This is a genomic window from Streptomyces sp. NPDC102283 (genome assembly GCF_044766265.1).
In the GTDB taxonomy this organism is placed as follows: domain Bacteria; phylum Actinomycetota; class Actinomycetes; order Streptomycetales; family Streptomycetaceae; genus Streptomyces.
On sequence record NZ_JBIWLQ010000019.1, the window covers coordinates 1 to 24,302 of the forward strand.

Below are 24,302 nucleotides of genomic sequence, written 5' to 3' on the forward strand. Positions count from 1 at the left end.
TCGTCGGACAGGATCAACTCGGCCTTCGGCCGCCCAGTACGCGCCACAGACCAAGCCTATACATCTGAACAGAATTCCTGACTCAGAAGACTAGCTCTCCCCGCGGCGGGTATGTGGTCCTGTGGTGAAGGATCTGCAACCTTCTCCGTGTGAAGCCCGCTCGGGGAGAGGGGGCGGTTGTCAGGCGGCGACCCCATGAGAGATTGTTGCCTTCAGGCAATCGTCTAGTTGATGAGGTGAGGGATCCGTTCAGCGGATCCTCGACATTTGGTACCCACTCAAGCGCAGACAGTCGCAGCCACGGGGTCCGACCTTCCATGGGGTGGGGCCCCGACTCCCGTCCTGATCGCTGACGTCGAGGGTTCTGTGGTGCAGTGCAATGAGGCGGCAGGCCGCCTTCTGCCCGCCGCGGCCCCCGGGACACCGCTGGTGGACGTGGCTCCGGACTGGCTCCGTGCCGCGCACGCCACACTGACCCTCCCCGGCCCGCACGCCGTCCCGGAGACCGCGGGGCCGCTGCGTGGTGTGATCGGCAGCCGTCGTTTCGAGGCCCACCCGACCGTGCGGAAGGACGGCTCCGTGGCGTGGTGGCTGGTGGATGACACCGATCACCAGCTCATCCGGGAAGCCCTGCACGTGGAGCGGGAGCGGACCGCGTTCCTGGCCAAGGCGTCCAATGTCCTGCTCTCCTCCCTCAACCTGGGGCGCTGCATGGATGTGACCGCGCAGCTGGCCGCCGAGAGCCTCGCGGATGCGGCGCTGGCGATCGCGCCGCTTCGTGGGCACCGGCTGCCGGTGGTGACCTGTCTGCGCGGCGGTCCCCCGGTCCTGTCCACCCTGGCGGTTGATCCTGACGACGTGCCAGGCCTGGGGGAGGCGCTGCGAGGGTTCCCGCCGGTGCCCTCGCGGTGGATCGACCCGGCGACCGCGCCCGCGTGGATGGTGCCCGAGGGCTTCGGGCCGGTCGGCTCGATAGTGATCACCCCGCTGCCCGGGCACGGTGTGGCGGCCGGGGCGCTGATCCTGCTGCGCAAGACGGAGAACGCCGCCTTCAGCGACGAGGAAGAGGGCTTCGCCAGGCTGTTCGCCGCCCGCGCCGGGGCGGCGATGTCGGCCGCACGCCTCTACGCGGAGCAGACCGCGATCACCGACGTCCTCATGCAGGAGCTCCTGCCCCCGACCCTGCACCACATCTCCGGAGTGGACTTCGCCGGCCGGTACCGGCCCTCCGCGGACCACGAGCGTATCGGCGGGGACTTCTACGACGTCCACCCCGCCGCCGTCGAGGGCGAGGCTTCGCTGGTCTCGCTCGGGGACGTGTGCGGCAAAGGCCTGGAGGCCGCCGTGCTGACGGGCAAGATCCGCAACACGTTGCACGCCCTGCTGCCCCTGGCCGATGACCACCAACGGATGCTCGGCCTGCTGAACACCGCGCTGCTCAACTCCCACCACACCCGGTTCGCGACTCTGGTCCTGGCCTCCGCCGTACGCCGCGGCAACACGGTGGACCTCAAGTTGACCAGCGGCGGCCACCCCAGCCCGTTGATCATCCGCTCGGACGGAACCGTCGAGGAGGCCGACACCAACGGCACCCTGATCGGAGCCCTCCCGGACATCACGGCGAGCACCGCCGCGGTATCCCTCGCCCCCGGGGAGTCCTGCGTCCTGTACACCGACGGCATCACCGAAGCCAAGGGCGGGCCCATGGGCGACGCCCTGTTCGGTGAGGACCGCCTCAAACGCGTCCTCGCCGGGTGCGCGGGCATGCCGGCCGAGGGGATCGTGGAGCACGTGCAGATGCTGGCCGCCCAATGGCTCGGCAACCGCTCCCACGACGACATGGCCGTCGTCGTGATCTCCGCCCCTCGCACCCACCATCTCAGTGCGGTGAACGGGCGCACCCGGGGCAGGTTCACCGGGTGAGCACCAGCACGCCGCCGTACCTCGCCGGCCTCGAACACGCGGAACACTCGGCAGAACTGCTGTGGAAGGCGGTCTCGGCCGCGGACGAGCGCGCGGCCACCGAGCTGGTGTCGGGCCTGCTCGACGACGGGACCGATCCGGAGAGCGTCCTGCTGGATGTGATCGCCCGGGTGCAGGCCAGAGTCGGTGAGGAGTGGGCGGCCGCCCGGATCGGCGTCGCCCAGGAGCACGCCGCGACCGCCATCAACGAGCGGGCCGTCGCCGCGGTGAGCGTGCACCCCGCCGCCCGCGCCGCTGCCACCGGGGGCCGGATCACGGTGGCCTGTGTGGACGGCGAATGGCATGGGCTGCCCGCCCGGCTCCTGGCCGAAGTCCTGAGACTGCGTGGCTGGCAGGTCGACTACCTCGGCGCCCAGGTCCCCACCCCGCACCTCATCGCCCACCTCCACGGCACCCGGGCCGACGCGGTCGCGCTCTCCAGCTCGATCGCCACCCGACTGCCCACCGCGCACGCGGCGATCACTGCCTGCCAGGCCATCGGCGTCCCCGTCCTCGTCGGCGGCGCCGCCTTCGGCCCCGAGGGCCGCTACGCGAAGCTGCTGGGCGCCGACGCCTGGGCCCCCGACGCCCGGACCGCCGCCCACCACCTCGCCCGGGGGCGGCTGCCTCGGCCGGAGCCCGACCACCAGCGGTTCGACGACCTGCCGCATCTGGCCGACCAGGAATACACCATGGTCGACCGCAACAGTGCCTCTCTCGTCCGGAGCGTCTTCACCGCACTGGAGGACGCCTTCTCCGCGATGCGCTCCTACGACGATCTCCAGCGCGAGCGCACCGCGGAGGATCTCGCCCACATCGTGGAGTTCCTCGCCACCGCGCTCTACCTCGACGACGAGGAACTCTTCACCCGGTTCATCACCTGGACCGCGCAGATCCTCGTGGCCCGGGGCGTCCCCGCCCACAGTCTGCCCCCGGCCCTGGATCTGCTGGCCCGTGAGCTCAAGGACTTTCCCCGAGCCGCCCGTATCCTCCGGGCCGGGACGCGCTCCCTCACCACCGCCCCCTTCACCGCCGCCTGGAACATCGCATGACGACACACCCCCAGCACCTGCGCCTGACCACGCTCGACACCGAGGGCAGCGTCCGTATAGAGGTCCATGGAGACCTCGACTACGACAGCGCCGGCCTCCTTCTGGACGAGGTCACCGCGCAGCTCGCGGCCCGGCCCGCCCTGACGGACCTGCGTCTGCACTGCGCGGAGCTCGGCACCGTCGATTCCACGGGCCTGTCCGCCCTGCTGATGATCAGCCGCCGTACCTCCGGGGCCGGGGTCCGGCTGCACCTGGACGCCCGGCCCGCGAAGCTGGACCGGCTCCTCCAACTCACCGGTACGCTTGACCACTTCACGGCCCCGGCCCCCGGCGGCGCGGTCAGGTCCTCGACGACCGAGGAGAGCGTTGCGGCGACCTTCCCCAACGGACCGGACGGCACCACCTGAGCCACTTCCCGGCCGTTCACCGGGCAGAAGCACACACCGACGGGCAACCATGACCGCACCAGACGCAGCCGCCGGCGGAATCCGGCGGGAGGCAACCGAATCCGCGAGCTTCATCATCGAATTCCTCGACGTGATGTGGGATCACGCCAGAAACTCCACCGCGGGCATGACAGCGCCCGGCTCCACCTCCCAGCTGCGTTTGATGTACGTCGTCGACCGCGAGGACGGCATACGGATGCGCACCGTCTGCGAACGCCTCGCCTCCGCGGCCCCGACCGTGACCCGCATGTGCGACCGCCTGCAGGCCATCGGCTTCCTCGAACGCCTGCCCAGCCCCGACAACGGCCGCGAGATCACGCTGCGACTCACCCCCACCGGCAGAAGGCACCTGCAACGCATTCGCGAGCAACGCGACACGATGCTCCATCAGGCCATCGACAACATGGCGCCGACCGAACGCCGTGCCCTGGCCCATGGGCTCGCAGGTCTTCACACACAGCTCGACACCGCCCAAGGGCAGCGACGCCACCCACCCGGCAGACACTCCGCGGCCTGAACCGGTGGATGCCGCGGCGTTCGGGACCGTGCTCCCCCGCGGAAGCTCGCCACGCCGGAGGATTCAGGCACCCGGCCGAGCCGCACAGGGCGACGCCGCTCGCGATCGCCCGTGAAAGGGCGGGGCGGGTGAAGAAGGCCTGCCGTCCCCGGGCCAGGCCTTACCGCCACTCAGGTGTGAGCGGCCGGGCATGCCGCGTGGGAGAGGGCGCCGCGGGATACGGTCGCCTGGCACCCCGCCCGCCCGGCGTTTCGATGGGAAAGGCGTCGGCTGCGCTCCCACCGCGAGGGTTCGTGTCTGTCCGACCGAGAGGAATGCCGTGCCCGCCGACTTCGACGTCGTCATCGTGGGCGCGGGCGCGGCCGGGATGAGCCTGGCCTACCACCTCTGCGCCCCGGGCAGCGACGTACCTCTGTCGGTCGCCCTCGTCGACGCCCCGCCGGGGCCTCTGCGCGCGCCCCCGCGGACCTGGTGCTTCTGGGAGCCGCCGGGCGGGCCCTACGACGCGAGCCTGGCCGCTTCCTGGCCCCGGCTGCGGGTCCGGGCGGCCGACGGAGCCTCCACCGTGGCCCACCTCCCGCGGCTGCGCTACAAGATGCTGTGCTCGGACGCCTTCGAGGCACTGGTCGACCAACGGTTGTCCCGTGCACCGGACCTGTGCCGGATGGAGGCGACCGCGAGTGCCGTGCGCGACGTCCCGTACGGCGTCGGCGGCGAGGTTCTGACCCGGGCCGCGTGCGGTGAACGGGTCCTCGTGCGGGGCCGTCTCGTCTTCGACTCCCGGCCGTCCCTTGGCCTGCCCCCCGCTCGTACGACGCTGCTCCAGCATTTCACCGGCTGGTTCGTCCGCACCGAGCGTCCCGTGTTCGATCCGGGGACCGCGGACCTGATGGACTTCCGCACGCCGCAGCCCGCTCGTGGGCTCTCGTTCGGTTACGTCCTGCCGCTGGACCCGCACACCGCGCTGGTCGAGTACACGGAGTTCTCACCTGCCCCGCTGGACACCGACGGCTACCGGCGAGCCCTGCGCCACTACACCCACGACGTGTTGAGGCTCGGGCCGCATCACGTCACGGCGCAGGAGCACGGCGTCATCCCCATGACGGACGGCCGCTTCCCGCACAGGCCGGGGCGTTCGGTGTATCGCATCGGCACCGCCGGAGGCGCGACCCGCCCGTCGACCGGCTACACCTTCGCGGCCGTGCAGCGACAGAGCCGGGCCGTCGCCGATCAGTTGCGCTCCGGACGCCCCCTGCGCATGCCGGCCCCGTACGGGCGGCGGGCGCGGATGATGGACGCCGTGCTGCTGCGGGCCCTGGACAGCGGCAGGGTGGACGGTGCGGACTTCTTCGGCCGGCTCTTCCGCCACGTTCCCGGCGAACGGCTGCTGAGCTTCATGGACGGCGGTTCGCAGCTGCACGAGGACCTGCTCATCGGCCTGCGGACACCGATGGTCCCCATGCTGCGGACTGTCCTCGAACTCCCCTTCAGGACCCGGCGTGAACGCTCAGCGGCTCCGTTTCCCCCCGCACCGACCGCCCACGAAGAGAGCGCCCCATGACCCTGTTGCGCGGTGACGCGCTGTCCGAGGCCTTCGACCACGGCTCCACCGTCTACGACCGCCTCGTCTCCGCCAGCCCCGGCTACCACGCGCACCTGCGCCGCTTCGCACGCCGACTGGGCCTGCCGGAGGAGGGAAGCGGGCTGCGCGTGCTCGACCTGGGATGCGGAACGGGCGCTTCCACGGCCGCGCTCCTCGCTGCCGCCCCGGGCGCCCGGATCACCGGAGTCGACGCCTCCGCCGGCATGCTGGACCGCGCGACGGCCAAGAACTGGCCGCAGGGCGTCGACTTCGCGCATCTCCCGGTCGAGGAACTGGCCGGCCGGCTGGAAGCCGGTTCCTTCGACGCGGTGTTCGCCGGTTACCTCTTCCGCAACCTCACCGACCCCGACGCGGCCCTCGACCTGGTGCGCGGCCTGCTCGTACCGGGCGGCCGCCTCGCCGTCCACGAGTACACGCTCGGCGGGTCCCCCGTCCACCGTGCGGTGTGGAGCGCGGTCTGCTCGCTGATCATCCAGCCCGCCGGCCGGCTAGCAGGGGACGCCGACCTGTACCGACACCTCCGGGACAGTGTCGCCCGGTTCGACACGGCTCCCGCATTCGCCCAACGGTTGCGCCGGGCCGGCTTCGCCGACGTACACGTCCTCCCGCTGCCCGGCTGGCAGACCGGCATCACCCACACCTTCGTCGGTCGCACCGCGGTCCCGGAGGTACGGGCGTGATGTTCCAGCAGCACAGCGGCAGGGGGCACCGGCGCGGCCGGGACCGGCAGGCGGCAGTCGTGCCGGCACCGGCCGGCCGCGCCCGATTCACGGGGAACGCTCCCGTGGTGGCGGTCGTCGGCGGCGGCATCGCAGGGATCGCGGCGGCCACCCTCCTGGCGGAACGCGGCGTACGCGTCACCCTCTACGAGCGCGAACCAGGCCTGGGCGGAAGGTTGTCGGGGTGGCCCACCGAGCTCACCGACGGCACCACGGTGACGATGAGCCGCGGGTTCCACGCGTTCTTCCGGCAGTACTACAACCTGCGCGGACTTCTGCGGCGGGTCGACCCGGACCTCGGTTGCCTGACCCGGCTGCCCGACTATCCGCTGTGGCACAGCTCCGGCCTGCGGGACAGCTTCGCCCGGGTGCCGCGCACGCCTCCGCTCAGCGCGATGGGGTTCGTCGCGCTCAGCCCCGCATTCGGTCCGCGGGACCTGATCCGGATGAACCCGAGGGCGGCTGTCGGGCTGCTGGACGTGCGGGTGCCCGAGGTCTACGAACGGCTCGACGGGCTCAGCGCCACCGACTTCCTCCACCGCATCCGCTTCCCGGAAGCCGCCCACCACCTGGCGTTCGAGGTCTTCTCCCGCAGCTTCTTCGCCGACCCGCGTGAACTGTCGGCCGCCGAACTGGCTCTGATGTTCCACATCTACTTCCTCGGCTCCAGCGAGGGCCTGCTCTTCGACGTGCCCGGCGAACCGTTCCCCACAGCCCTGTGGGAACCGCTGCGCCGCTACCTGGAGGTCCACGGCGTCGACGTACGGACACAGACACCGCTCCGACAGGTTCGTCCCCTGCCGGACGGCGGGCTGGACCTCACCACGGACGACCGCACCACCCGGTACGACGCCCTCGTCCTCGCCCTGGACAGCGGCGGCCTGCGCCGCCTCGTCGCCGCCTCCCCCGAGTTGGGCGACACCGACTGGCGCGCACGGATCGCACGGTTGCGCACCGCCCCGCCGTTCCTGGTCTCACGGCTCTGGCTCGACCGGCCCGTGGCGCACGACCGGCCCGGGTTCCTGGGAACCAGCGGCTACGGTCCGCTGGACAACGTGAGCGTCCTCGACCGCTGGGAGGGAGAGGCCGCCCGATGGGCCCGGCGCACGAGGGGATCGGTCGTCGAGCTGCACGCGTACGCCGTCGCACCGGACGCCGACCGTTCCGCCGTACAGGACGAGGCGCTGAGACAACTGCACCGGATCTATCCGGAGACCCGGAGCGCCCGCATCCTGGACGAGCGCCATGAATGGCGGGCGGACTGCCCCATGTTCGCCGTGGGCGGCTACCGGGACCGGCCCGGCGTGCGCGGCCCCGGCCCCACCGTCACCGTGGCCGGGGACATGGTCCGCACCGAACTGCCCGTGGCCCTGATGGAACGCGCGGCCACCAGCGGATTCCTCGCCGCGAACGCCCTGCTGGAACGCTGGGGCGTACGGGGGCAGACGCTCTGGACGGTCCCGCGCGCGGGACGGTCGGCCGTCCTGCGCCGGCTCGCCGCGCTGGCCGACTGACGGAGGGCCGACTGACGGAGGGCCGTGTGGAGCTTCACGAAAGGGGCCGCTCGTCAGCCCGGGAACGTCCCGCTGTCGCGGAGTTCCCAGCGCCTCTCCGCGTACGCCAGGTCGTCCCGCCACAACCGGCCGGCCGTGGCGCGCATCAGAGGGCGCAGCAACGGAGCGGCCGCCCGGGCCACGGCGAATCCACGACGGTCCGACGCCGCGATCAGCGCCTCCGTCACGGCGGTGCGGGGCTTGCCCCGCTCGTCCGGAGCGAGGGGCGTGGCGTGGGTCTCCACGACGGACCCCGCGCCCTCGCCCTCGACGATGTGCATGACGACCGTACGGGGCTCGGGCGCCGTGAAGCGGGCCCGGACCGGCACCACCAGTCGCCCGGCCAGCTTGAAGGAGACGTCGACGGTGAACCCGTCGTCGTCCGCCGGGCCGTCGGCGGGCGTTCCCGTCACCGTCAGGTCCACGAAGGAGTACGGGTGGAACCACGCGCCGTGCCACGGATCCAGGCGGTTGGCCACCACGTCCTCCGGCTCGCAGCGGCCCACGCCGGAGTAGACCGCCTCCACGGCGTCCCGCGCCCCCGGCCGGGCGGGTACGCAGGGACGTTCCGAAGGGGACTCGCCCCCCATGCGGTCGAGCCGCACCCAGAGAAGGACCCCGTCGTCGAAGGCGGGGTAGGGCTCCCATCCGGCGAACGGCCCGCCGTTCAGCGCGAGTCCGTGCCAGTGACAGACCAGCGTGCCGCAGCGTACGGGGCTGTCGCGCAGCGGCGCCCCCAGATGCGGGCAGGCACCCGGGCCGGTGCGCAGCCTTCCCCCGCCGTCGCGCCACGCCACCACTTCGGTGGAGCCGACCGTGGCCCCCAGGGCCTTCCCCGGGGGAAGGTCGCGCGAGGCGCCGATGACGTACCAATTGCCCGAAGGCCTGCTCTGCGCACGCTTCAGTGCCTCCGCGATGAGCGCGGGCCTGGCTTCGCGCCACGTGGGCGCCTGACGCTCCCACGGGACGGGCGCGCGCCGTACCCGCAAGGGGACACGGCCGGATCGTGGGCGTCCTGCCGCGGGGCTCATACGGCGTCCTCCCGCACGGGGGCCGGGGCGCCGGCCGGCCGCGCCGGCCGGGACGGCTCGGCGGACCCGACCGCCGAGTCCGCTCGGCGCCGACGCACCGTGCGTACGGCGACCGCCCGCACCAGCCCGTCCAGCGCCACGGCGGCCCGTCGTCGGCGCGGGACGACCGCCCGGCGGTGCAGGACCGCGTACCCGTCCGCCTCGATCGCGTCGAGGATGCCGCTGTACAGCACGAACGCCGTACGGATGCAGGGCCGCGACACCGGGGCGAGCATCGCGATGCCGGGCAGGGCGGCCCGGTAGACGGCGCGGTTGTGAGCCGCGGCGGCCCGCACGACATCGGTGATCCGGCTGTCCGGCAGCCCCGTACTCCGGCTCCACTCGAAGCGTTCCCGGTCCACCCCGTGCGCGGCCAGCAGATCGGCCGGCAGATAGAGCCGGCCCCGGTCGAGGTCCTCGCCCACGTCCCGCAGGAAGTTGGTCAGCTGGAAGGCGACACCGAGCGCGGCCGCGTGCGGTGCCGCTTCCTCGCGCGCCACCACGGTCCCGAGCACCGGCAGCATCTGAAGGCCGATCACCGCGGCCGAGCCGTGCATGTACCGGCCTAGTTCCTCGTACGAGGCGTACCCGCCGACCGTCAGGTCGCTGCGCATGGAGGACAGGAAGTCGGTGAAGTGCCGATGGTCGATGTCGTACCGGCCCGCCGTGTCGGCCAGGGCACGGATCACCGGCTCGGCGGCCCGGCTCTCCCGCAACCCTGCCTCCAGCTGGGCTTCCAGGGCGAGCAGGGCGCGGGCGCGCTCCCCCGGTGTGGCTGTGGTGTCGAGATCATCGACGATGTCGTCGGCCCGGCGGGCGAAGCCGTACAGGGCGTGGACGGCCGGCCTCCGGCCGACGGGAAGGAGCCGCGTCGCGAGGAAGTAGGTCTTGCCGTGTCGTGCGTTGAGGCCGCGGCAGCGGGTGTACGCGGCCCGTAGCGCGGGGTCGTGGATGCCTGCTGCGTCGAGTTCGTGGTCGGTCATGCGCTGGAACCTCTCGGGGCAGGGCGCGGGGTCCGGGTGATACGGGGGCCGGTGATCCTCTCCGCCGCCAGCTTCCCGGAGATCAGCACGGTCGGCACGCCGACGCCGGGCGTGGTGCCGCAGCCGGCGAGGACGGCGTTGACCGTGCCCCGCACCAGGTTGCGCGGCCGGAAGGGGCCGGTCTGGGGGAAGGTGTGGGCCACGGAGAAGGGGGTGCCCGCCGCATGCCCCCGAGCGGTCCAGTCGACCGGCGTGACCAGCCCCTCCTCCTCGATCGCCGCGCCGAGACCGGGCATCTCGCGGCGCTCCAGCTCCGCCAGCAGCTCGTCCCGGTAGCGGGGTCCCAGCTCACGCCATTCCCGTACGCCGGGCCCGACCTCGGTGTTCGGGCAGGGAGCCAGCACGTAGTGGAGGTGCTTGCCCGGCGGTGCGAGAGAGGGGTCGGTCGCGGTGGGCCGGGTGATGAGGAGCGAGGGGTCCGACATCAGCTTCCCGGTGCGGGTGAGTTCGTGGAAGGTGCTCTTCCAGGCCGCGCCGAAGGAGATGGTGTGGTGCGCCAGGTCCGGCCAGGTGCGATCCGTGCCCGCGTGCAGGATCACCGCGGACGGCGAGTGCCGCAGGGGCAGGGGCCGATGCGGGCTGCGGCCGAGCAGACGGTAGCTGATGGGGAGGTCGGGGGTCAGGACGACCGCGTCGCACGGAATGTGCTCCTGGTCGGTGACGACAGCGGTGACCCGGTCGCCCGAGCGCTCCAGCCGGGTCACCCTCTGTCCGTAGCGGAGACGGGCTCCGGCGTCGGCGGCCGCGTCCGCCATCGCCCGGGGCAACGCGTGCATGCCGCCCCGGGGGAAGTACACACCGGCCACCGTGTCCATGTAGGCGATCACCGCGTACGCGGCCAGCGCCCGTGCCGGCGGCACGCCCGCGTACAGCGCTTGGAAGGAGAAGACCCTGCGCAGCCGTTCGTCCGGGACGAAGTGCGCGATCCGCGCGTCGAGCCGGCCGAAACCGCCGAGCGCCGCGAGGCGGGCCAGGTCAGGATGGGCGAGCTGGAGCGGTGAGTCGAAGTTGGTGTCGATGAAACGGCGCATCTGCACCCGGTAGAGGCGCTCCAGCCAGATCCGCAGCCGCCGGTAGCCGACCGCCTGCCGGGCCCCCGCGAACTCCTCGACGGCGGCCTCCATCGCGGCACCGTCGGTGTGCACGTCGAGCTGGGACCCGTCGGCGAACCGGGCCCGGTAGGCGGGGTCCAGCGCGATCAGCTCCAGCCGGTCGGCCATCCGCTCCCCGACCGCGGCGAAGGCCTCCTCCACCAGGTCCGGCATCGTCAGCACGGTCGGCCCGGTGTCGATACGGAAGCCCCCCGACCGCAGTAGCCCGGCCCGGCCCCCGGGCACGCCCTCCTGCTCGACCACCGTCACGCGGCGGCCCGCGCCCAGCAGGTGCAGCGAGGCGGCCAGTCCTGCCAGTCCGGCACCGACCACCACCACATGGTCGACCGGCCCCTTGACCGTGATCACCCGGTATGACCTCCTTCGGTCGCGATCAGGACCGGGGAGGCACCTGCCGCCCCGGTGCCGCTGGCGTGCGTCTCACCGCCGGTGGGGGAGTGGCCGGTCCGCTCTCCGGAGACCGCGCGCAGCAGACCGAGCAGCTGGCGGCCGCCGTGCGCGTCCACGTCGACGGCCTGGCCCAGACGGCGTACTGCGTGGTCGTGGAGGCGCTCCGCCTTCCGCTCCACATGGGCGCGCGCCCCCGTCACCTCGAGCACGCCGCGTACGTCCGCGAGATCCTCCTCGGTGAGATCGGCGTTGCCGGTGACGCGGCCGAGGACGGCCAGCGCCTGTTCGTCGCCCGCCGCTTCGGCCCACCTCCGGCCGACAGCCAGCAGGTAGGTCGACTTGCCCTCGCGGATATCGTCTCCGGAGGGCTTCCCGGTCAGCGCCGGGTCGCCGAAGACCCCGAGCAGATCGTCCCGCAGCTGAAAGGCGATGCCGGCACACCGACCGGCGGAGCGCAGAGCGTCGGTGGTCGGCTCATCGGCGCCCGCCAGGGCGGCTCCGATCGCCAGCGGCCGCTCGACGGAGTACGAAGCACTCTTGAGACAGGCGGTCCGCAAGGCTTGCTCCACTGATGACCCACCGCTGACCTGGCCACGCAGATCCAGGTACTGCCCGGCGACCATCTCGGTCCGCATGGCCCGCCACAGGGCGCCGATCCGACGGCGCTGGACGGTGGACAGCACGGTCTCCGCCACCGTGTCATCGGCCCAGACCAGTGCGAGATCACCCGCCAGCACGGCAGCCGAGGTGCCGAAGACGCAACCCCGCTCGGAGTCCGGCGAGAGACCGGCACGCTCTGCCAGACCGATGTGCACGGCGGGCTTCCCCCGCCGGAGCCGCGAGCGGTCCATCACATCGTCATGGATCAGCGCGCAGCTCTGGATCAGCTCCAGCGCCACCCCGAGCCGCAGCGCGGCCACGGTCTCCGCCGCACCGCAGGAACGCATGCCCCACCACAGGAGGCGGGGCCGCATCCGCTTGCCGCCCTCCAGCGTGAAGTCGGCGACCCGCCGTGCCAACTCCTCGGAGAACGAGGCGTCGCTCCGCACCGCCTCGTCGATCCGGTCCGCCAGCACCGCCCGTGCGGTGCGCAGGACCGCATCGACCACGTCCGAGTCCACGCCCCGGGCGTCCTCGTGCGACGGGGTGGGGTGGCGGCTTTTGCCCGTCTGGTGGGCCGGGCGCGAAGAATCGCCGAACGAGTGTTTCGTAGGCTGGCGACGGCCCATCTCACGCCTTTCCGAGATCAGTGGTGATGACGAACGACTCGACACTCCGCCCGGGCGCGTGCCCCGATCGCCTGCCTTCGTGCACTGCCGATCGAAGGTTCGCGCCGCGCGAAGGCAGGCACTGACTCAGAGACGATCACGTCGGCCGCGCACTCCCGGTGGAGAAACACCCCGGACACGTCATGACGGCGGTCACCACGCCCGTATGGCCCACGTGAACGGGCATACACCGGCCGGCCCCGGCGGCGGCGCCTCTCTGCCCGCCGTTCCATCCCGGCGCTCGACAACGTGGGCGAGCGTCCTGTGGGCCCGGGAGGAGGACGCCCACGACGGGGAGATCCACGGCTGCGGCCGAACAGGTTCTCCTTGGCGGGACGCCCGCGAGCCGCATATGCCAAAGGTTGTTTCATCGGCCAGCCTGGTCGCACTGCACCTACCGATGACATGAAGGAGAGTGGCCATGATTCGTCGTATCGCGATCACGCTGGCGGCCGTCGCCGCGGCCGGGTTCGTCGCCGCGGGACCGGCTTCCGCGCAGGGAACGAACGGCTGGGACGGTCCGGCCGGCGGCGGCCACGCGGGGATCGAGGGTGGCTGGGCAAGCGGCGAGTACCGCAACCTCGGCGGCCCGTACGGGATCACCTACATCAAGGGCCAGAAGGCCTACTTCGACGCGGAGCGCGGCTACTTCGTCCGCTGACCCCTCGGCCGGGCACACCCGGCCGCGGCTGTTTTGGACACGGGTGAGGGTCCGCTCCCCAAGAGGGACGGTCCCTCACCCGTGCCCTTTCGCGTCAAAAGACGCCGGGGCCGCGCAGGACGCGCCCCGGCGCGCGGTCCGCAAGGGCGAGGACGGGGCGGATGAGATCCCCGCCGCACGCGGGAGCTGGTCGCCGGCGGCCCCGGGCGGCGTGGGGCGTCCCGACGCTCACCAGTCCGTGGATCGCCGGCCGCTCTGCCCTCGACGACCGACGACCGGCGACCGGCGACCGAAGACCGACGGCGCGGTGGTGGCGATCAGCGCCCGGCGTTCTTGCGGTGCGACCCCTCGGCTCCGAGCGATGCCCGGGCGGGCCCTCACCCCCGCTCGGCCCCCGCCGCCACCGCTTTCGCCCACCGGTAGTCCGCCTTGCCGCTCGGCGAGCGCCGGATCCGGTCGGCGAGCACCAGCGCGCGGGGCACCTTGTAGCCGGCGAGCCGGGTCCGGCAGTGCGCCTGTATCCCCTCCAGGGTCAACGCCTGGGCATCCTCGCGCAGTTGGACCACGGCGGCGACCCGGTTGCCCCAGCGCTCGTCCGGTACGCCCGCGACGAGCGCGTCGTACACGTCCGGATGGGCCTTGAGCGCCTGCTCGACCTCCTCCGGATACACCTTCTCGCCCCCGGTGTTGATGCACTGGGAGCCCCGGCCGAGCACGGTGACGATGCCGTCCGCGTCCACGGTCGCCATGTCGCCCAGCAGCACCCACCGCTCCTCGCCCCTGCGGAAGAAGGTGTCGGCGGTCTTGGCCGGGTCGTTGTAGTAGCCGAGCGGGACATGCCCGCGCTGGGCGATGCGGCCCGGCTCACCGGGGGCCACCGGCTCGTACGTCACCGGATCGACCACGGCAGTACGGGCGTTGACCTGCACCCGGAAGCCCTTCTCCGGCCCCGAGTCCGCGGTGGCCGTGCCGTTGAACCCGGACTCCGAGGAGCCGAAGTTGTTCAGCAGCATCACGGTCGGCACGAGTGCCTGGAACTCCGCCCGCACCGAGTCCGACATGATCGCCCCGGAGCTGGAGACGGAGAACAGCGACGAGCAGTCCGTCCCGCGCGAGGGCCCCTTCAGGCAGTCGATCAGCGGGCGCAGCATCGCGTCGCCCACCAGCGACACACTGGTGACCTTCTCCTTCTCGATCGTCCTCAGTACCTCGGCGGGCACGAACTTTCGGTGCACGACCACACGTTGGCCGAAGTTGAAGCCGATGAACGCGGTCAGTGTGGAAGTCCCGTGCATCAGCGGCGGGGTGGGGAAGAAGGTGATCCCGTCGCCGCCCGCGGCGACCCGCTCCGCCAGCTCCCGCGGTGCCTTCACCGGCTCTCCGGTCGGGGCTCCGCCGCCCAGGCCCGAGAAGAAGAGGTCCTCCTGACGCCACATCACGCCCTTCGGCATCCCGGTCGTGCCGCCGGTGTAGATGATGAACTGGTCGTCGGCGGAGCGGGGTGGGAAACCGCGCCCGGCCGCACCCGACGCCTCCGCCTCGGTGAACGGAACGACCGGTACGGCCGGGGTCGCGGCCGGGGGAACTGCGGGTGCGGGCCCCACCCGGATCAGCCTGCGCAGGCCCGGGGCCTGCGGGGCGGCCGCCGCGACCCGCTCGTCGAACTCGCCGTCGAAGACCAGTGCCGCCAGGTCCGCGTCCCGGTAGAGGTAGACCAACTCCCCTTCTACATAACGGTAGTTGACGTTCACCGGAACGATCCGCGCCTTGAGGGCCGCCAGCACCGTCTGGAGGTATTCGACCCCGTTGTAGAGGTGCAGCCCCAGGTGCTCGCCCGGCCGGATCCCCGCGTCGATCAGGTGGTGGGCGATCCGGTTGGCGGCGGCGTCCAGCTCCGCGTACGTGAGCCGCCGCTCCGCGCCCGTACCGGGATGGTCGACGTACAGGAGCGCCTCGCGGCCGGGCACCGCGTCGACGACCGATTCGAACAGGTCGGCAAGGTTGTACTCCACCGTTCCTCCTGACCCAGGGTGACTGGCGACTCGGCCGTCATTAGAGCGCCGGGCGGCACAAGTGGGAAGAGGTGGCGTCGAAACAATCTGACGAGTAGTCAGAAAACTATTGAACTGCGCCCCCTCCTCCTGCAACCTGTTCCAGGTCTGGAGAACAGGAGTCGGTCATGGGCGGTACGGAACACCTCACCGTGCGGCGTGAAGGCGCCACGCTGGTGCTCACCTTGAACAGACCACAGGCCAGGAACGCGTTGTCGCTGCCGATGCTCGTCGGCCTGTACGACGCTTGGCTCGCGGCCGACGCGGACGACACGGTCCGATCCGTCGTCCTGACCGGCGCGGGCGGCGCGTTCTGCGCCGGTATGGACCTCAAGGCGCTGGCGGGCGGCGGAATGGAGGGCGAGGAGTACCGGGAGCGGATGACGGCAGACCCCGACCTCCACTGGAAGGCGATGCTGCGCCACCACCGCCCGCGCAAACCGGTGATCGCCGCCGTGGAGGGCGCCTGCGTCGCGGGCGGCACCGAGATCCTCCAGGGCACCGACATCCGTGTCGCCGGCGCGGGAGCCACCTTCGGGCTCTTCGAGGTCCGCCGGGGCCTCTTCCCGATCGGCGGCTCCACCGTCCGGCTGCCCCGCCAGATCCCCCGCACCCACGCCCTCGAAATGCTCCTCACCGGCCGCCCGTACACCGCCGAGGAGGCCGCCGCCATCGGGTTGATCGGCAGGGTCGTGCCCGACGGAACGGCGCTGGAGGAGGCCCTCGCCGTCGCCGAACGGATCAACGCCTGCGGGCCGCTCGCCGTCGAGGCCGTCAAGGCCTCGGTCTACGAGGGCGCGGAGCTCACCGAGAGCGAGGCGCTGGCCGCCGAACTCAAGCGCGGCTGGCCCGTGTTCGCCACCGAGGACGCCAAGGAGGGCGCGCGCGCCTTCGCGGAGAAGCGCCCGCCCGTCTACCGGCGCGCCTGAGCGCCGGGCATCCCGCTCCCCGTCCTCGGCGCTCCCACAAGGAGGCAGCAGCCATGTCCGACGTCCTCAGCGCCCCGCTGGTGGTCGAATTCCCCTTCACCCGCTCGCTCGGCCCCGTCCAGAGCGCCTTCCTCACCGGTCTGCGCGAACGCACCGTACTCGGCGTCCGCACGGAGGACGGCACGGTGCTCGTGCCGCCCGTGGAGTACGACCCCGTCACCGCGAACGAGATCAGCGACCTCGTCGAGGTCGCCCCCACCGGCACCGTGACCACCTGGGCCTGGAACCCGGACCCGCGCCGCGACCAGCCGCTTCTCACCCCCTTCGCCTGGGTGCTCGTCCGCCTCGACGGGGCCGGCACCGCGCTCCTGCACGCACTCGACGCGCCGGGCCCGGACGCCGTGCGCACCGGGATGCGCGTCCGCATCCGCTGGGCGGCGAAGCGCACCGGAGCCATCACCGACATCGCCTGCTTCGAGCCGTACGACGGCGAGCCCGGCGGCTTCGAACCCGCGCCGCACACCGGGGAGTTCACCGACCCCGTCACCGGCATCGTCACCCCGGCCCGCCTCGACTACGTCCACACCCCGGGCCGCGCCCAGGGCGCCTACCTCACCGCCCTCGAAGACCACCGCATAGTCGGCGAACGCTGCCCCGCCTGCCGCAAGGTCTACGTCCCGCCGCGCGGAGCCTGTCCCACCTGCGGGGTCGCCACCGCCGAGCAGGTCGAGGTCGGCCCGCGCGGCACGGTCACCACGTTCTGCATCGTCAACATCAAAGCGAAGAACCTCGACATCGAAGTCCCGTACGTATACGCCCACATCGCTCTCGACGGCGCCGACCTGGCCCTGCACGGACGCATCGCCGGAATCCCGTACGACGAGGTGCGCATGGGGCTGCGCGTCGAGCCCGTCTGGGTCGGCGGCGGCCAGGGGTCCCGCCACCCGGACCACTACCGGCCCACCGGGGAGCCCGACGCCGACTACGACACGTACAAGGAGCTGGTGTAGATGCGGGACGTGGCCATCGTCGCCTTCGCCCAGACCGCGCACCGGCGGCGCACCGACGAACTGTCCGAGGTCGACCTGCTGATGCCGGTCCTCCACGAGGTGCTCGGCGCGACCGGCCTCAAGGCCAACGAGATCGGGTTCACCTGCTCCGGCTCCGCCGACTACCTCGCCGGGCGGGCCTTCTCCTTCACCATGGCGCTCGACGGCGTCGGCGCGCATCCGCCCATCTCCGAGTCCCACGTCGAGATGGACGGGGCCTGGGCGCTGTACGAGGCCTGGGCGAAGATCCAGACCGGCGAGGCGGACACCGCGCTCGTCTACTCCTACGGCAAGTCCTCGCCCGGCCGGGTCCGCGACGTCCTCACCCGCCAGCTCGACCCCTACTACCTCGCCCCGCTCTGGCCGGACTCCGTCGCGCTCGCCGCCCTCCAGGCGCAGGCACTCATCGACGCGGGCGCCACCGACGAACCGGCCCTCGCCGCGGTCGCCGCCCGCAACCGCACCGCCGCCGCCGGCAACCCGCACGCCCAGCTCACCGGCGACGTCCCCGCGGGCGACTACCTCGTCCGGCCGCTGCGCACCGGCGACTGCCCACCCATCGGAGACGGGGCCGCCGCCGTGGTCCTCGCCGCCGGGGACACCGCCCGTGCCCTGTGCACGCGGCCCGCCTGGATCCGGGGCATCGACCACCGGATCGAGGCGCACGGCCTCGGCGTCCGCGACCTCACCGACAGCCCCTCCGCACGGCTCGCCGCCGAGCGCGCCGGAGCCTTCGAACGGCCTCTCGACACCGCCGAGTTGCACGCCCCTTTCACCTCGCAGGAAGTCGTCCTGCGCCGGGCGCTCCGGCTCGGCGACGACGTCCGGGTGAACCCCTCCGGCGGTGCGCTCGCCGCCAACCCCGTGATGGCCGCCGGGCTGATCCGGCTCGGCGAGGCCGCCGCCCGCATCCACCGGGGCGAGTCCGACCGGGCGCTCGCGCACGCCACCTCCGGCCCCTGCCTGCAACAGAACCTGGTCGCCGTCCTGGAAGGGGAGACCGCTCATGCCTAAGGAGCCCGTCGCCGTCGTCGGCATCGGCCAGACCAAACACGTCGCCGCCCGGCACGACGTGTCCATCGCCGGGCTGGTCCGCGAGGCCGCCGTCCGGGCGCTGGAGGACGCCGGGCTCACCTGGAGCGACATCGACGCCGTCGTGATCGGCAAGGCGCCCGACTTCTTCGAGGGCGTCATGATGCCGGAGCTCTACCTCGCCGACGCTCTCGGAGCCGTCGGCAAGCCCATGCTCCGCGTCCACACGGCGGGCTCGGTCGGCGGCTCCACCGCCCTGGTCGCCGCGAACCTCGTCGCCGCCCGCGTGCACAGCACCGTCCTCACCCTCGCCTTCGAGAAGCAGTCCGAGTCCAACGCCATGTGGGGCCTCTCCCTGCCCGTCCCCTTCCAGCAGCCGCTGCTGGCCGGCGCGGGGGGCTTCTTCGCCCCGCACGTGCGGGCCTACATGCGGCGCACCGGAGCGCCCGACGAGGTCGGATCGCTCGTCGCGTACAAGGACCGCCGCAACGCGCTGAAGAACCCCTACGCGCACCTCCACGACCACGACATCACTCTGGAGAAGGTCCGGGCCGCCCCCATGCTCTGGGACCCCATCCGCTACTCCGAGACCTGCCCCTCATCCGACGGGGCCTGCGCCATGGTCCTCACCGACCGCGACGGCGCGGTCCGCTCGCCCCACCCGCCCGCCTGGGTGCACGGCGGGGCGATGCGCAGCGAGCCGACCCTCTTCGCGGGCAAGGACTTCGTCTCCCCGCAGGCCGGCAAGGACTGTGCCGCCGACGTCTACCGGCAGGCCCGGATCACCGACCCGCGCCGGGAGATCGACGCCGTCGAGATGTACGTGCCGTTCTCCTGGTACGAGCCGATGTGGCTGGAGAACCTGGGCTTCGCCGAGGAGGGCGAGGGCTGGAAGCTCACCGAGGCGGGCGTCACCGAACTTGACGGAGACCTCCCGGTCAATCCTTCGGGCGGTGTGCTGTCCACCAATCCCATCGGCGCGTCCGGCATGATCCGCTTCGCCGAGGCGGCCCTCCAGGTGCGGGGGAGGGCCGGGGAGCACCAGATCGACGGGGCCTCGAGGGCGCTCGGCCACGCCTACGGCGGAGGGGCGCAGTTCTTCGCCATGTGGCTCGTCGGAGCGGAGCCCCCGCCCGGCTGAGGGGGAGCGGTGGGCCCGGTCCCGCGGGGCCCGGTCCCGCGGGGCCCGGGCCCGGCTCCGCAACGTGAGCCGGGACACGTAACATGGGCGGCATGTCCTTCCTCCGCCGCCGTAGCGCCGCAACACCTGCGGGCCCGGACTTCGACGTCCTGGCCATGGATCCCGGGGACTGGCCCGGCAACCTCGGCGCCGGTCTGCTCCCCGCCCCCGACGGCAGCTGTCAGGGCGTCTTCCTCCGTTACGACCTGTACGGCGGCCGGGGCCCGGCCATGATCATCGGCAATCTTCCGGAAGGCTCGCCCGCCCGCGAGACCGAGGAGGGCCAGGTCCCCTTCGAGGTGGCGCAACTGCTCCTCGCCCTGGAGAACGACGAGCCGATCGAGGTCGTCAGCTCCGAGGACGTCCCCGTCATGCAGGGCGACAATCTGCTGATCGTCCGCCGTGTGAAGCTCTCCGAGAGCCGTATCGCCTGCGTCCAGTTCGACCGCAGCGACGGTGTCCTGGTGACCATCGCCAGCTGGGACCGGCCGATCACCGACGACCTGTACACCCTGCTCAAGCCCCTGCCCGCAGAGCTGTTCCAGCAGGGCTGAAACGTCCCTGCGCAAGGCCGTCCGGAAGCGTCCGGGCGGCCTTTTCCATGCCCGCTTCCCTGCGCACGCCCGCGCCCGTGCCGTTCGCATGCTCGTGCCCGCGCCCGTTCCCCTGCCCGCGCGACCCCTGTGCGGCTGATTCCCGCCCTGAACGCGACCGGAAATGCGCGTTGACACGGATGGCGGGGGACCGGCTACGGTGAGAAAATGTAACGACCGTTCAATGTGTAACGGTCGTTCATATTCTTCTTCTTCCCGTCCGGAGGTCCATCCCCATGGCCAACCCCTACGGCGCCCTCTTCAAGGCGCCGGGCTCCGTAGCCTTCTCCGCCGCGGGCTTCGTCGCCCGGATGCCTCTCTCGATGGCCGGCATCGGGATCATCACGATGCTGTCCCAGATGAGAGGGGAGTACGGCCTGGCAGGAGCCGTCTCCGCCGCCTTCACCCTCTCCATGGCCCTCTGCGGCCCCCAGATCTCCCGCGTGGTCGACCGCCGGGGGCAGAGCAAGGTCCTCCTGCCCGCCACCGGAGTCAGCGTCATCGCCATGGGCGTGCTGCTTCTCTGCGCGCGGTACGACGCTCCCGTCTGGACGCTGTTCGTCAGCGCCGTGGTGGCCGGGACGATGCCCAACATGGCCGCGATGGTCCGCGCCCGGTGGACCCACGTCTACCGCGGCTCCGACCGGCTGCACACCGCCTACTCCCTGGAATCGGTCGTCGACGAGCTCACCTTCGTCGTGGGACCCGCGCTCTCGGTCGCGCTGAGCACCGCGCTCTTCCCGGAGGCCGGGCCCCTGGTTGCGGTGGTGCTGCTCACCCTCGGCGTCCTCATGTTCGTCCCGCAGAGGCGCACCGAACCGCCGGTGATCCAGCCGGCCACCGACGGCACCCAGAGCGTCTCGGCGCTGCGCGGTGGACCGCTCGTCCTGCTGGCCCTCACCCTTGTCGCGGGCGGCACGATCGTCGGCACCGTGGACGTGGTCAGCGTCGCGTTCGCGGAGGACCAGGGTTCCCCGGCCAGCGCGGGCATCGTGCTCTCCGTCTACGCGGTCGGCTCGGCCGGCGCCGGGCTGGTCTTCGGCGCACTCAGGCTCACCACACCGCTGCCCCGGCTACTCCTGCTGAGCACGGCCGGCACCGCCCTGACGACGCTGCCGCTGCTGCTCGTCGGCAACATCGCCACGCTCTCGGCGGCCGTCTTCTTCTCCGGCATCTTCTTCGCGCCTACCATGATCGTGGTGATGGGACTGGTGGAGAAGACGGTGCCGCCCGCCGTCCTCACCGAGGGAATGACCTGGGCGATCACCGGCCTCAGCGTCGGCGTCGCGCTCGGAGCCTCGGTGTCGGGCAGTATGGTCGACCGCTTCGGTCCCTCCGGCGGCTTCGCCGTCGCCATCGCCGCGGGCGGCGCGACGGTGCTGCTGGCGCTGATCGCCCAACGGCCACTCGACCGCGGCCTGCGGGAGCGGGCCGAAGTGCCCGCGGACCAACCGGCGGACGAGGGACACGCGAAGTCCGCCCTGTAGCCGCCGGGCCCAGCAGCCGCGGCGAAGGGGGCCGGCCCGCCGCTCCCGCCCCGCCCCGACCACGACGCCCGGAGGGCACGATGCACACACCGCAGACCGATGGACGCCTGCTCAAGGGCGAGCTCCGGCGGCAGGAACTCATCGAGGCCACCCTCCAGGTGGTGGCCCGCGAGGGCGTCGCCGGCGTCAGCCACCGGGCGGTGGCGCGCGAGGCCAACCAGCCCGCCACCGCCGCCGCCTACTACTTCAAGAGCATCGACGACCTGCTCACCGCCGCGCTCACCGTCTGTATGGACCAGGACGCCGAACGGATGCGACTCCTGGCGGAAAAGGCCGACGGCAGCCCAGAGGGCCTGACCGCCCTCGCCGATCTGCTCCGGGACGTCGTGTCGGGCCCCGGCCGCCTGCTCGCCGAGTACGAGCTCTACCTCCTCGCCGCCCGCCGGCCGGAGCTGCGCACCTCGACCGGGCACTGGCTGGACGCCATCGCCGGGTACGCCCACCGCTACACCAAGGATCCGGTCCGGGTACAGGTCTTCAAGGGCGTCATCGACGGCCTGCTCCTCCAGGGGCTGCTGACCGACACCCCGCCGACGGCGGCCGAGTTCGAGGCCGTACTGCGCCACGTTCTGCTCTGACCGCGTGGACTCCGGTCGCCCTACCGCTGGTCCATCACCCCGCCCTTCCCTCCTCCTCCCCGGTCTGCCCCGTGTCCCCGGCGACTCGGCCTGCCCGAACCCGGCATGTCCGCCGGGCGGGACGACGAAGACCCTCCGAAGTGCTTTCCCGGACCGATCCAAGGAGCTCGTGTGAACCCCATCCCCGTGCAGGACTCCTTCCCCGCGGGCGCGACCGACGCCACCCGGCAGATCCTGGTCGACGCGCACCGGCCCACGCTGGAGCGTGCGGTCAAGACCCTGCGCACCCGTGTCCACTGGTCGCCCTATCCCGAGGACCCGGGCGCCTGCGGCGCGGAGGCCGAGGCCGCGGGGGAGCGGGCGTTCCGCGCCTTGCTGGACCGGCCCTTCCCCCTCGAACAACCCGGCCGGGACGGCACCGTGGGCCCCGCACCCGCCGAGGGCGGCGAGATCTCCCCGTACGGCTTCGCCCTCGGCATCAGCTACCCGCACAGCGACCCCGATACGCTACTCGCGTGCGCGGAGGCGGCCGCCGCCGACTGGCGGCAGGCCGGGGCGCTGATCCGGGCGGCGGTCTGCCTGGAGATCCTCGCCCGTATCAACGCCCGCTCCGCCGAGTTCGCCCACGCCGCCATGCACACCAGCGGGCACGGGCCCGTGATGGCCTTCCACGCCGGAGCCGTACACGCCCAGGACCGCGGTCTGGAGGCGGTGGCCGCCGCGTACACCGAACAGGACCGGCTGCCCGCGCAGGTGCTCTGGAGCAAGCCCCTGGCCTCCGGCGAACCCTGCGTCATGGAGAAGACGTTCACCCCCTCGGGCCGGGGCACCGCACTGCTCATCGGCAACCGGATCTTTCCCGCCTGGAGCGGTTACGCCGGTCTCTTCGCCTCGCTCGCCACCGGCAACCCGATCATCGTCAAGCCCCACCCCGCCGCCGTCCTCCCGCTCGCCCTGACCGTCGCCGTCGCCCGGGACGTCCTCGCGGAGGCGGGCTTCGCCTCCGACCTCGTCGCGCTGGCCGTCGAGCACCCGGAGGAAGGGCTCGCCCGGAGGCTCGCCGTCCGCCCGGAGATACGGATCGTCGACTTCACCGGCACCACCGCGTTCGGCCGGTGGCTGCGGGACAACGCGCGCCAGGCCGAGGTCTTCACCTCCACCACCGCCGTCAACACCGTGCTGATCGAATCCACCGAGCACTACGCGGCCATGCTCGACAACCTCGCCTTCTCCCTCGCCCTCTACAGCGGCCAGCTCTGCACCAGCCCCCAGAACATCCTGATCCCCCGGGCCGGTATCCGTACCGACCGGGGGCGCAAGGGCTACCTGGAGGTCGTCGCCGACCTCGCCGCCGCCGTCACCCGGCTCCTCAGCCGCGACGCCCACGCCTGCGACGTGCTCGGGGCGCTCTGCGGACCCGAGGCGGCGGAGTCTGCGGAGCGGGCCGACGCCGGCGCTTTCGGCCCGGTCGTCCTGGCCGGCCGCGCGGTGCTCCACCCCCACCACCCCCGGGCCACCGTGCGCACCCCGACCCTCGTCGCGCTGGACGCGGCCCGGCCGGAGGACCGGGCCACCCTGGCACACGCCCACCCCGGCCCGGTCTTCTTCACCGTTGCCGTCGACTCCGCCGACGACGGCGTCGACCTACTGCTCGACACCGCCCGCATCGCCGGATCGCTCTCCGCCGGGGCCTGGACGCTCTCCGAGGACGTGGAGCACGCGGTCGCCCACGCCTGCGCGGACGCCGGGGTCATGCTCTCCCTCAACATGACCGGCGACTGGTATCTGACCCAGAGCGCCGTCTACTCCGACCTGCACGGCACCGGAGCCAACCCGGCGTCCGACCACGCGTTCTGCGACGGCGCGTTCGTGGCACGCCGGTTCCGCACGGTCGCGGTCCGCCGCCGTGTGTGACCGGTCCGCACGCCCACCTGTGCGGCGGGCACA

21 protein-coding genes are annotated in these 24,302 nt (G+C 72.3%); 16 read left to right on the plus strand and 5 right to left on the minus strand.

Features of this window, described 5'->3' with window-relative positions; translation table 11 throughout:
* Nucleotides 1-369: 369 nt before the first annotated feature.
* The 7 genes from ACIRJT_RS30330 (at nucleotide 370) to ACIRJT_RS30360 (ending at nucleotide 7,813) form a co-directional block, all read left to right on the plus strand.
* Nucleotides 370-1,923, plus strand: a complete 1,554-nt coding sequence (locus ACIRJT_RS30330) for a PP2C family protein-serine/threonine phosphatase (RefSeq protein ID WP_403915317.1) — start codon at nucleotides 370-372, stop codon at nucleotides 1,921-1,923.
* Nucleotides 1,920-3,014: a B12-binding domain-containing protein gene (locus ACIRJT_RS30335; RefSeq protein WP_403915319.1), complete on the plus strand. Its 1,095-nt coding sequence runs from the start codon at nucleotides 1,920-1,922 to the stop codon at nucleotides 3,012-3,014. The genes ACIRJT_RS30330 and ACIRJT_RS30335 overlap by 4 nt, the downstream gene beginning before the upstream one ends.
* Nucleotides 3,011-3,421, plus strand: coding sequence for an STAS domain-containing protein (locus tag ACIRJT_RS30340; protein ID WP_403915321.1), 411 nt, complete (start codon nucleotides 3,011-3,013; stop codon nucleotides 3,419-3,421). Before ACIRJT_RS30335 ends, ACIRJT_RS30340 begins: the two co-directional genes overlap by 4 nt.
* Nucleotides 3,422-3,470: 49 nt before the next feature.
* Entirely contained in the window at nucleotides 3,471-3,977 is a 507-nt protein-coding gene (locus ACIRJT_RS30345; RefSeq protein WP_403915324.1) for a MarR family winged helix-turn-helix transcriptional regulator, read from the plus strand.
* 319 nt (nucleotides 3,978-4,296) lie between these two features.
* Nucleotides 4,297-5,538, plus strand: a complete 1,242-nt coding sequence (locus ACIRJT_RS30350; protein WP_403915327.1) for a lycopene cyclase family protein — start codon at nucleotides 4,297-4,299, stop codon at nucleotides 5,536-5,538.
* A complete protein-coding gene (locus ACIRJT_RS30355; RefSeq protein WP_403915330.1) occupies nucleotides 5,535-6,260 on the plus strand; it encodes a class I SAM-dependent methyltransferase in 726 nt (241 codons plus the stop codon). Before ACIRJT_RS30350 ends, ACIRJT_RS30355 begins: the two co-directional genes overlap by 4 nt.
* Entirely contained in the window at nucleotides 6,260-7,813 is a 1,554-nt protein-coding gene (locus ACIRJT_RS30360) for an FAD-dependent oxidoreductase (RefSeq protein WP_403915333.1), read from the plus strand. Before ACIRJT_RS30355 ends, ACIRJT_RS30360 begins: the two co-directional genes overlap by 1 nt.
* 53 nt (nucleotides 7,814-7,866) lie before the next feature.
* Here ACIRJT_RS30360 and ACIRJT_RS30365 read toward each other — a convergent pair whose 3' ends face one another.
* Genes ACIRJT_RS30365 through ACIRJT_RS30380 form a run of 4 tightly spaced genes read right to left on the minus strand, consistent with a single transcriptional unit; the run spans nucleotide 7,867 to nucleotide 12,696 of the window.
* Nucleotides 7,867-8,883, minus strand: coding sequence for a DUF5914 domain-containing protein (locus ACIRJT_RS30365; RefSeq protein WP_403915335.1), 1,017 nt, complete (start codon nucleotides 8,881-8,883; stop codon nucleotides 7,867-7,869).
* Nucleotides 8,880-9,905 (minus strand): phytoene/squalene synthase family protein, encoded by a 1,026-nt coding sequence (locus ACIRJT_RS30370; RefSeq protein WP_403915337.1) that lies wholly within the window; start codon nucleotides 9,903-9,905, stop codon nucleotides 8,880-8,882. Before ACIRJT_RS30370 ends, ACIRJT_RS30365 begins: the two co-directional genes overlap by 4 nt.
* Nucleotides 9,902-11,425, minus strand: a complete 1,524-nt coding sequence (locus ACIRJT_RS30375) for a phytoene desaturase (protein ID WP_403915339.1) — start codon at nucleotides 11,423-11,425, stop codon at nucleotides 9,902-9,904. The genes ACIRJT_RS30370 and ACIRJT_RS30375 overlap by 4 nt, the downstream gene beginning before the upstream one ends.
* The gene (locus ACIRJT_RS30380) at nucleotides 11,422-12,696 is read right to left on the minus strand and encodes a polyprenyl synthetase family protein (RefSeq protein ID WP_403915341.1); all 1,275 of its coding nucleotides are present in this window, start codon (nucleotides 12,694-12,696) and stop codon (nucleotides 11,422-11,424) included. Before ACIRJT_RS30380 ends, ACIRJT_RS30375 begins: the two co-directional genes overlap by 4 nt.
* 460 nt (nucleotides 12,697-13,156) lie before the next feature.
* On the opposite strand from ACIRJT_RS30380, the gene ACIRJT_RS30385 reads away from it, so the two are divergent.
* The gene (locus ACIRJT_RS30385) at nucleotides 13,157-13,396 is read left to right on the plus strand and encodes a hypothetical protein (RefSeq protein ID WP_403915343.1); all 240 of its coding nucleotides are present in this window, start codon (nucleotides 13,157-13,159) and stop codon (nucleotides 13,394-13,396) included.
* Between the two features lie 377 nt (nucleotides 13,397-13,773).
* Here ACIRJT_RS30385 and ACIRJT_RS30390 read toward each other — a convergent pair whose 3' ends face one another.
* The gene (locus ACIRJT_RS30390) at nucleotides 13,774-15,408 is read right to left on the minus strand and encodes an acyl-CoA synthetase (protein WP_403915346.1); all 1,635 of its coding nucleotides are present in this window, start codon (nucleotides 15,406-15,408) and stop codon (nucleotides 13,774-13,776) included.
* A gap of 167 nt (nucleotides 15,409-15,575) precedes the next feature.
* Here ACIRJT_RS30390 and ACIRJT_RS30395 point away from each other — a divergent pair, with 167 nt between their 5' ends.
* From ACIRJT_RS30395 to paaN, 8 genes are all read left to right on the plus strand, one after another.
* Nucleotides 15,576-16,376, plus strand: a complete 801-nt coding sequence (locus ACIRJT_RS30395) for a crotonase/enoyl-CoA hydratase family protein (RefSeq protein WP_403915349.1) — start codon at nucleotides 15,576-15,578, stop codon at nucleotides 16,374-16,376.
* Between the two features lie 53 nt (nucleotides 16,377-16,429).
* A complete protein-coding gene (locus tag ACIRJT_RS30400) occupies nucleotides 16,430-17,386 on the plus strand; it encodes a Zn-ribbon domain-containing OB-fold protein (RefSeq protein WP_403915352.1) in 957 nt (318 codons plus the stop codon).
* Nucleotides 17,387-18,439 carry a thiolase domain-containing protein gene (locus tag ACIRJT_RS30405; RefSeq protein WP_403915354.1) on the plus strand — a complete coding sequence of 351 codons (1,053 nt, stop codon included), beginning with the start codon at nucleotides 17,387-17,389 and terminating at the stop codon, nucleotides 18,437-18,439. It begins immediately after the preceding gene.
* Nucleotides 18,432-19,598, plus strand: a complete 1,167-nt coding sequence (locus ACIRJT_RS30410; RefSeq protein ID WP_403915356.1) for a thiolase domain-containing protein — start codon at nucleotides 18,432-18,434, stop codon at nucleotides 19,596-19,598. The genes ACIRJT_RS30405 and ACIRJT_RS30410 overlap by 8 nt, the downstream gene beginning before the upstream one ends.
* Before the next feature lie 92 nt (nucleotides 19,599-19,690).
* The gene (locus ACIRJT_RS30415; RefSeq protein WP_003971159.1) at nucleotides 19,691-20,191 is read left to right on the plus strand and encodes a hypothetical protein; all 501 of its coding nucleotides are present in this window, start codon (nucleotides 19,691-19,693) and stop codon (nucleotides 20,189-20,191) included.
* Nucleotides 20,192-20,466: 275 nt separating this feature from the next.
* Entirely contained in the window at nucleotides 20,467-21,717 is a 1,251-nt protein-coding gene (locus tag ACIRJT_RS30420; RefSeq protein WP_403915359.1) for an MFS transporter, read from the plus strand.
* A gap of 80 nt (nucleotides 21,718-21,797) precedes the next feature.
* Nucleotides 21,798-22,355, plus strand: coding sequence for a TetR/AcrR family transcriptional regulator (locus tag ACIRJT_RS30425; RefSeq protein ID WP_403915362.1), 558 nt, complete (start codon nucleotides 21,798-21,800; stop codon nucleotides 22,353-22,355).
* 171 nt (nucleotides 22,356-22,526) lie between these two features.
* Nucleotides 22,527-24,269, plus strand: coding sequence for a phenylacetic acid degradation protein PaaN (paaN, locus tag ACIRJT_RS30430; RefSeq protein ID WP_403915364.1), 1,743 nt, complete (start codon nucleotides 22,527-22,529; stop codon nucleotides 24,267-24,269).
* The last annotated feature ends 33 nt before the right edge of the window (nucleotides 24,270-24,302 follow it).

What these genes read in the sequence shown, in the direction of transcription:
- ACIRJT_RS30340 (WP_403915321.1), top strand. Translation starts at nt 3,011, where the DNA reads ATGACGACACACCCCCAGCACCTGCGCCTGACCACGCTCGACACCGAG.
- ACIRJT_RS30345 (WP_403915324.1), top strand. Translation starts at nt 3,471, where the DNA reads ATGACCGCACCAGACGCAGCCGCCGGCGGAATCCGGCGGGAGGCAACC.
- ACIRJT_RS30355 (WP_403915330.1), top strand. Translation starts at nt 5,535, where the DNA reads ATGACCCTGTTGCGCGGTGACGCGCTGTCCGAGGCCTTCGACCACGGC.
- ACIRJT_RS30360 (WP_403915333.1), top strand. Translation starts at nt 6,260, where the DNA reads ATGTTCCAGCAGCACAGCGGCAGGGGGCACCGGCGCGGCCGGGACCGG.
- ACIRJT_RS30365 (WP_403915335.1), bottom strand. Translation starts at nt 8,883, where the DNA reads ATGAGCCCCGCGGCAGGACGCCCACGATCCGGCCGTGTCCCCTTGCGG.
- ACIRJT_RS30370 (WP_403915337.1), bottom strand. Translation starts at nt 9,905, where the DNA reads ATGACCGACCACGAACTCGACGCAGCAGGCATCCACGACCCCGCGCTA.
- ACIRJT_RS30380 (WP_403915341.1), bottom strand. Translation starts at nt 12,696, where the DNA reads ATGGGCCGTCGCCAGCCTACGAAACACTCGTTCGGCGATTCTTCGCGC.
- ACIRJT_RS30385 (WP_403915343.1), top strand. Translation starts at nt 13,157, where the DNA reads ATGATTCGTCGTATCGCGATCACGCTGGCGGCCGTCGCCGCGGCCGGG.
- ACIRJT_RS30395 (WP_403915349.1), top strand. Translation starts at nt 15,576, where the DNA reads ATGGGCGGTACGGAACACCTCACCGTGCGGCGTGAAGGCGCCACGCTG.
- ACIRJT_RS30400 (WP_403915352.1), top strand. Translation starts at nt 16,430, where the DNA reads ATGTCCGACGTCCTCAGCGCCCCGCTGGTGGTCGAATTCCCCTTCACC.
- ACIRJT_RS30405 (WP_403915354.1), top strand. Translation starts at nt 17,387, where the DNA reads ATGCGGGACGTGGCCATCGTCGCCTTCGCCCAGACCGCGCACCGGCGG.
- ACIRJT_RS30410 (WP_403915356.1), top strand. Translation starts at nt 18,432, where the DNA reads ATGCCTAAGGAGCCCGTCGCCGTCGTCGGCATCGGCCAGACCAAACAC.
- ACIRJT_RS30415 (WP_003971159.1), top strand. Translation starts at nt 19,691, where the DNA reads ATGTCCTTCCTCCGCCGCCGTAGCGCCGCAACACCTGCGGGCCCGGAC.
- ACIRJT_RS30420 (WP_403915359.1), top strand. Translation starts at nt 20,467, where the DNA reads ATGGCCAACCCCTACGGCGCCCTCTTCAAGGCGCCGGGCTCCGTAGCC.
- ACIRJT_RS30425 (WP_403915362.1), top strand. Translation starts at nt 21,798, where the DNA reads ATGCACACACCGCAGACCGATGGACGCCTGCTCAAGGGCGAGCTCCGG.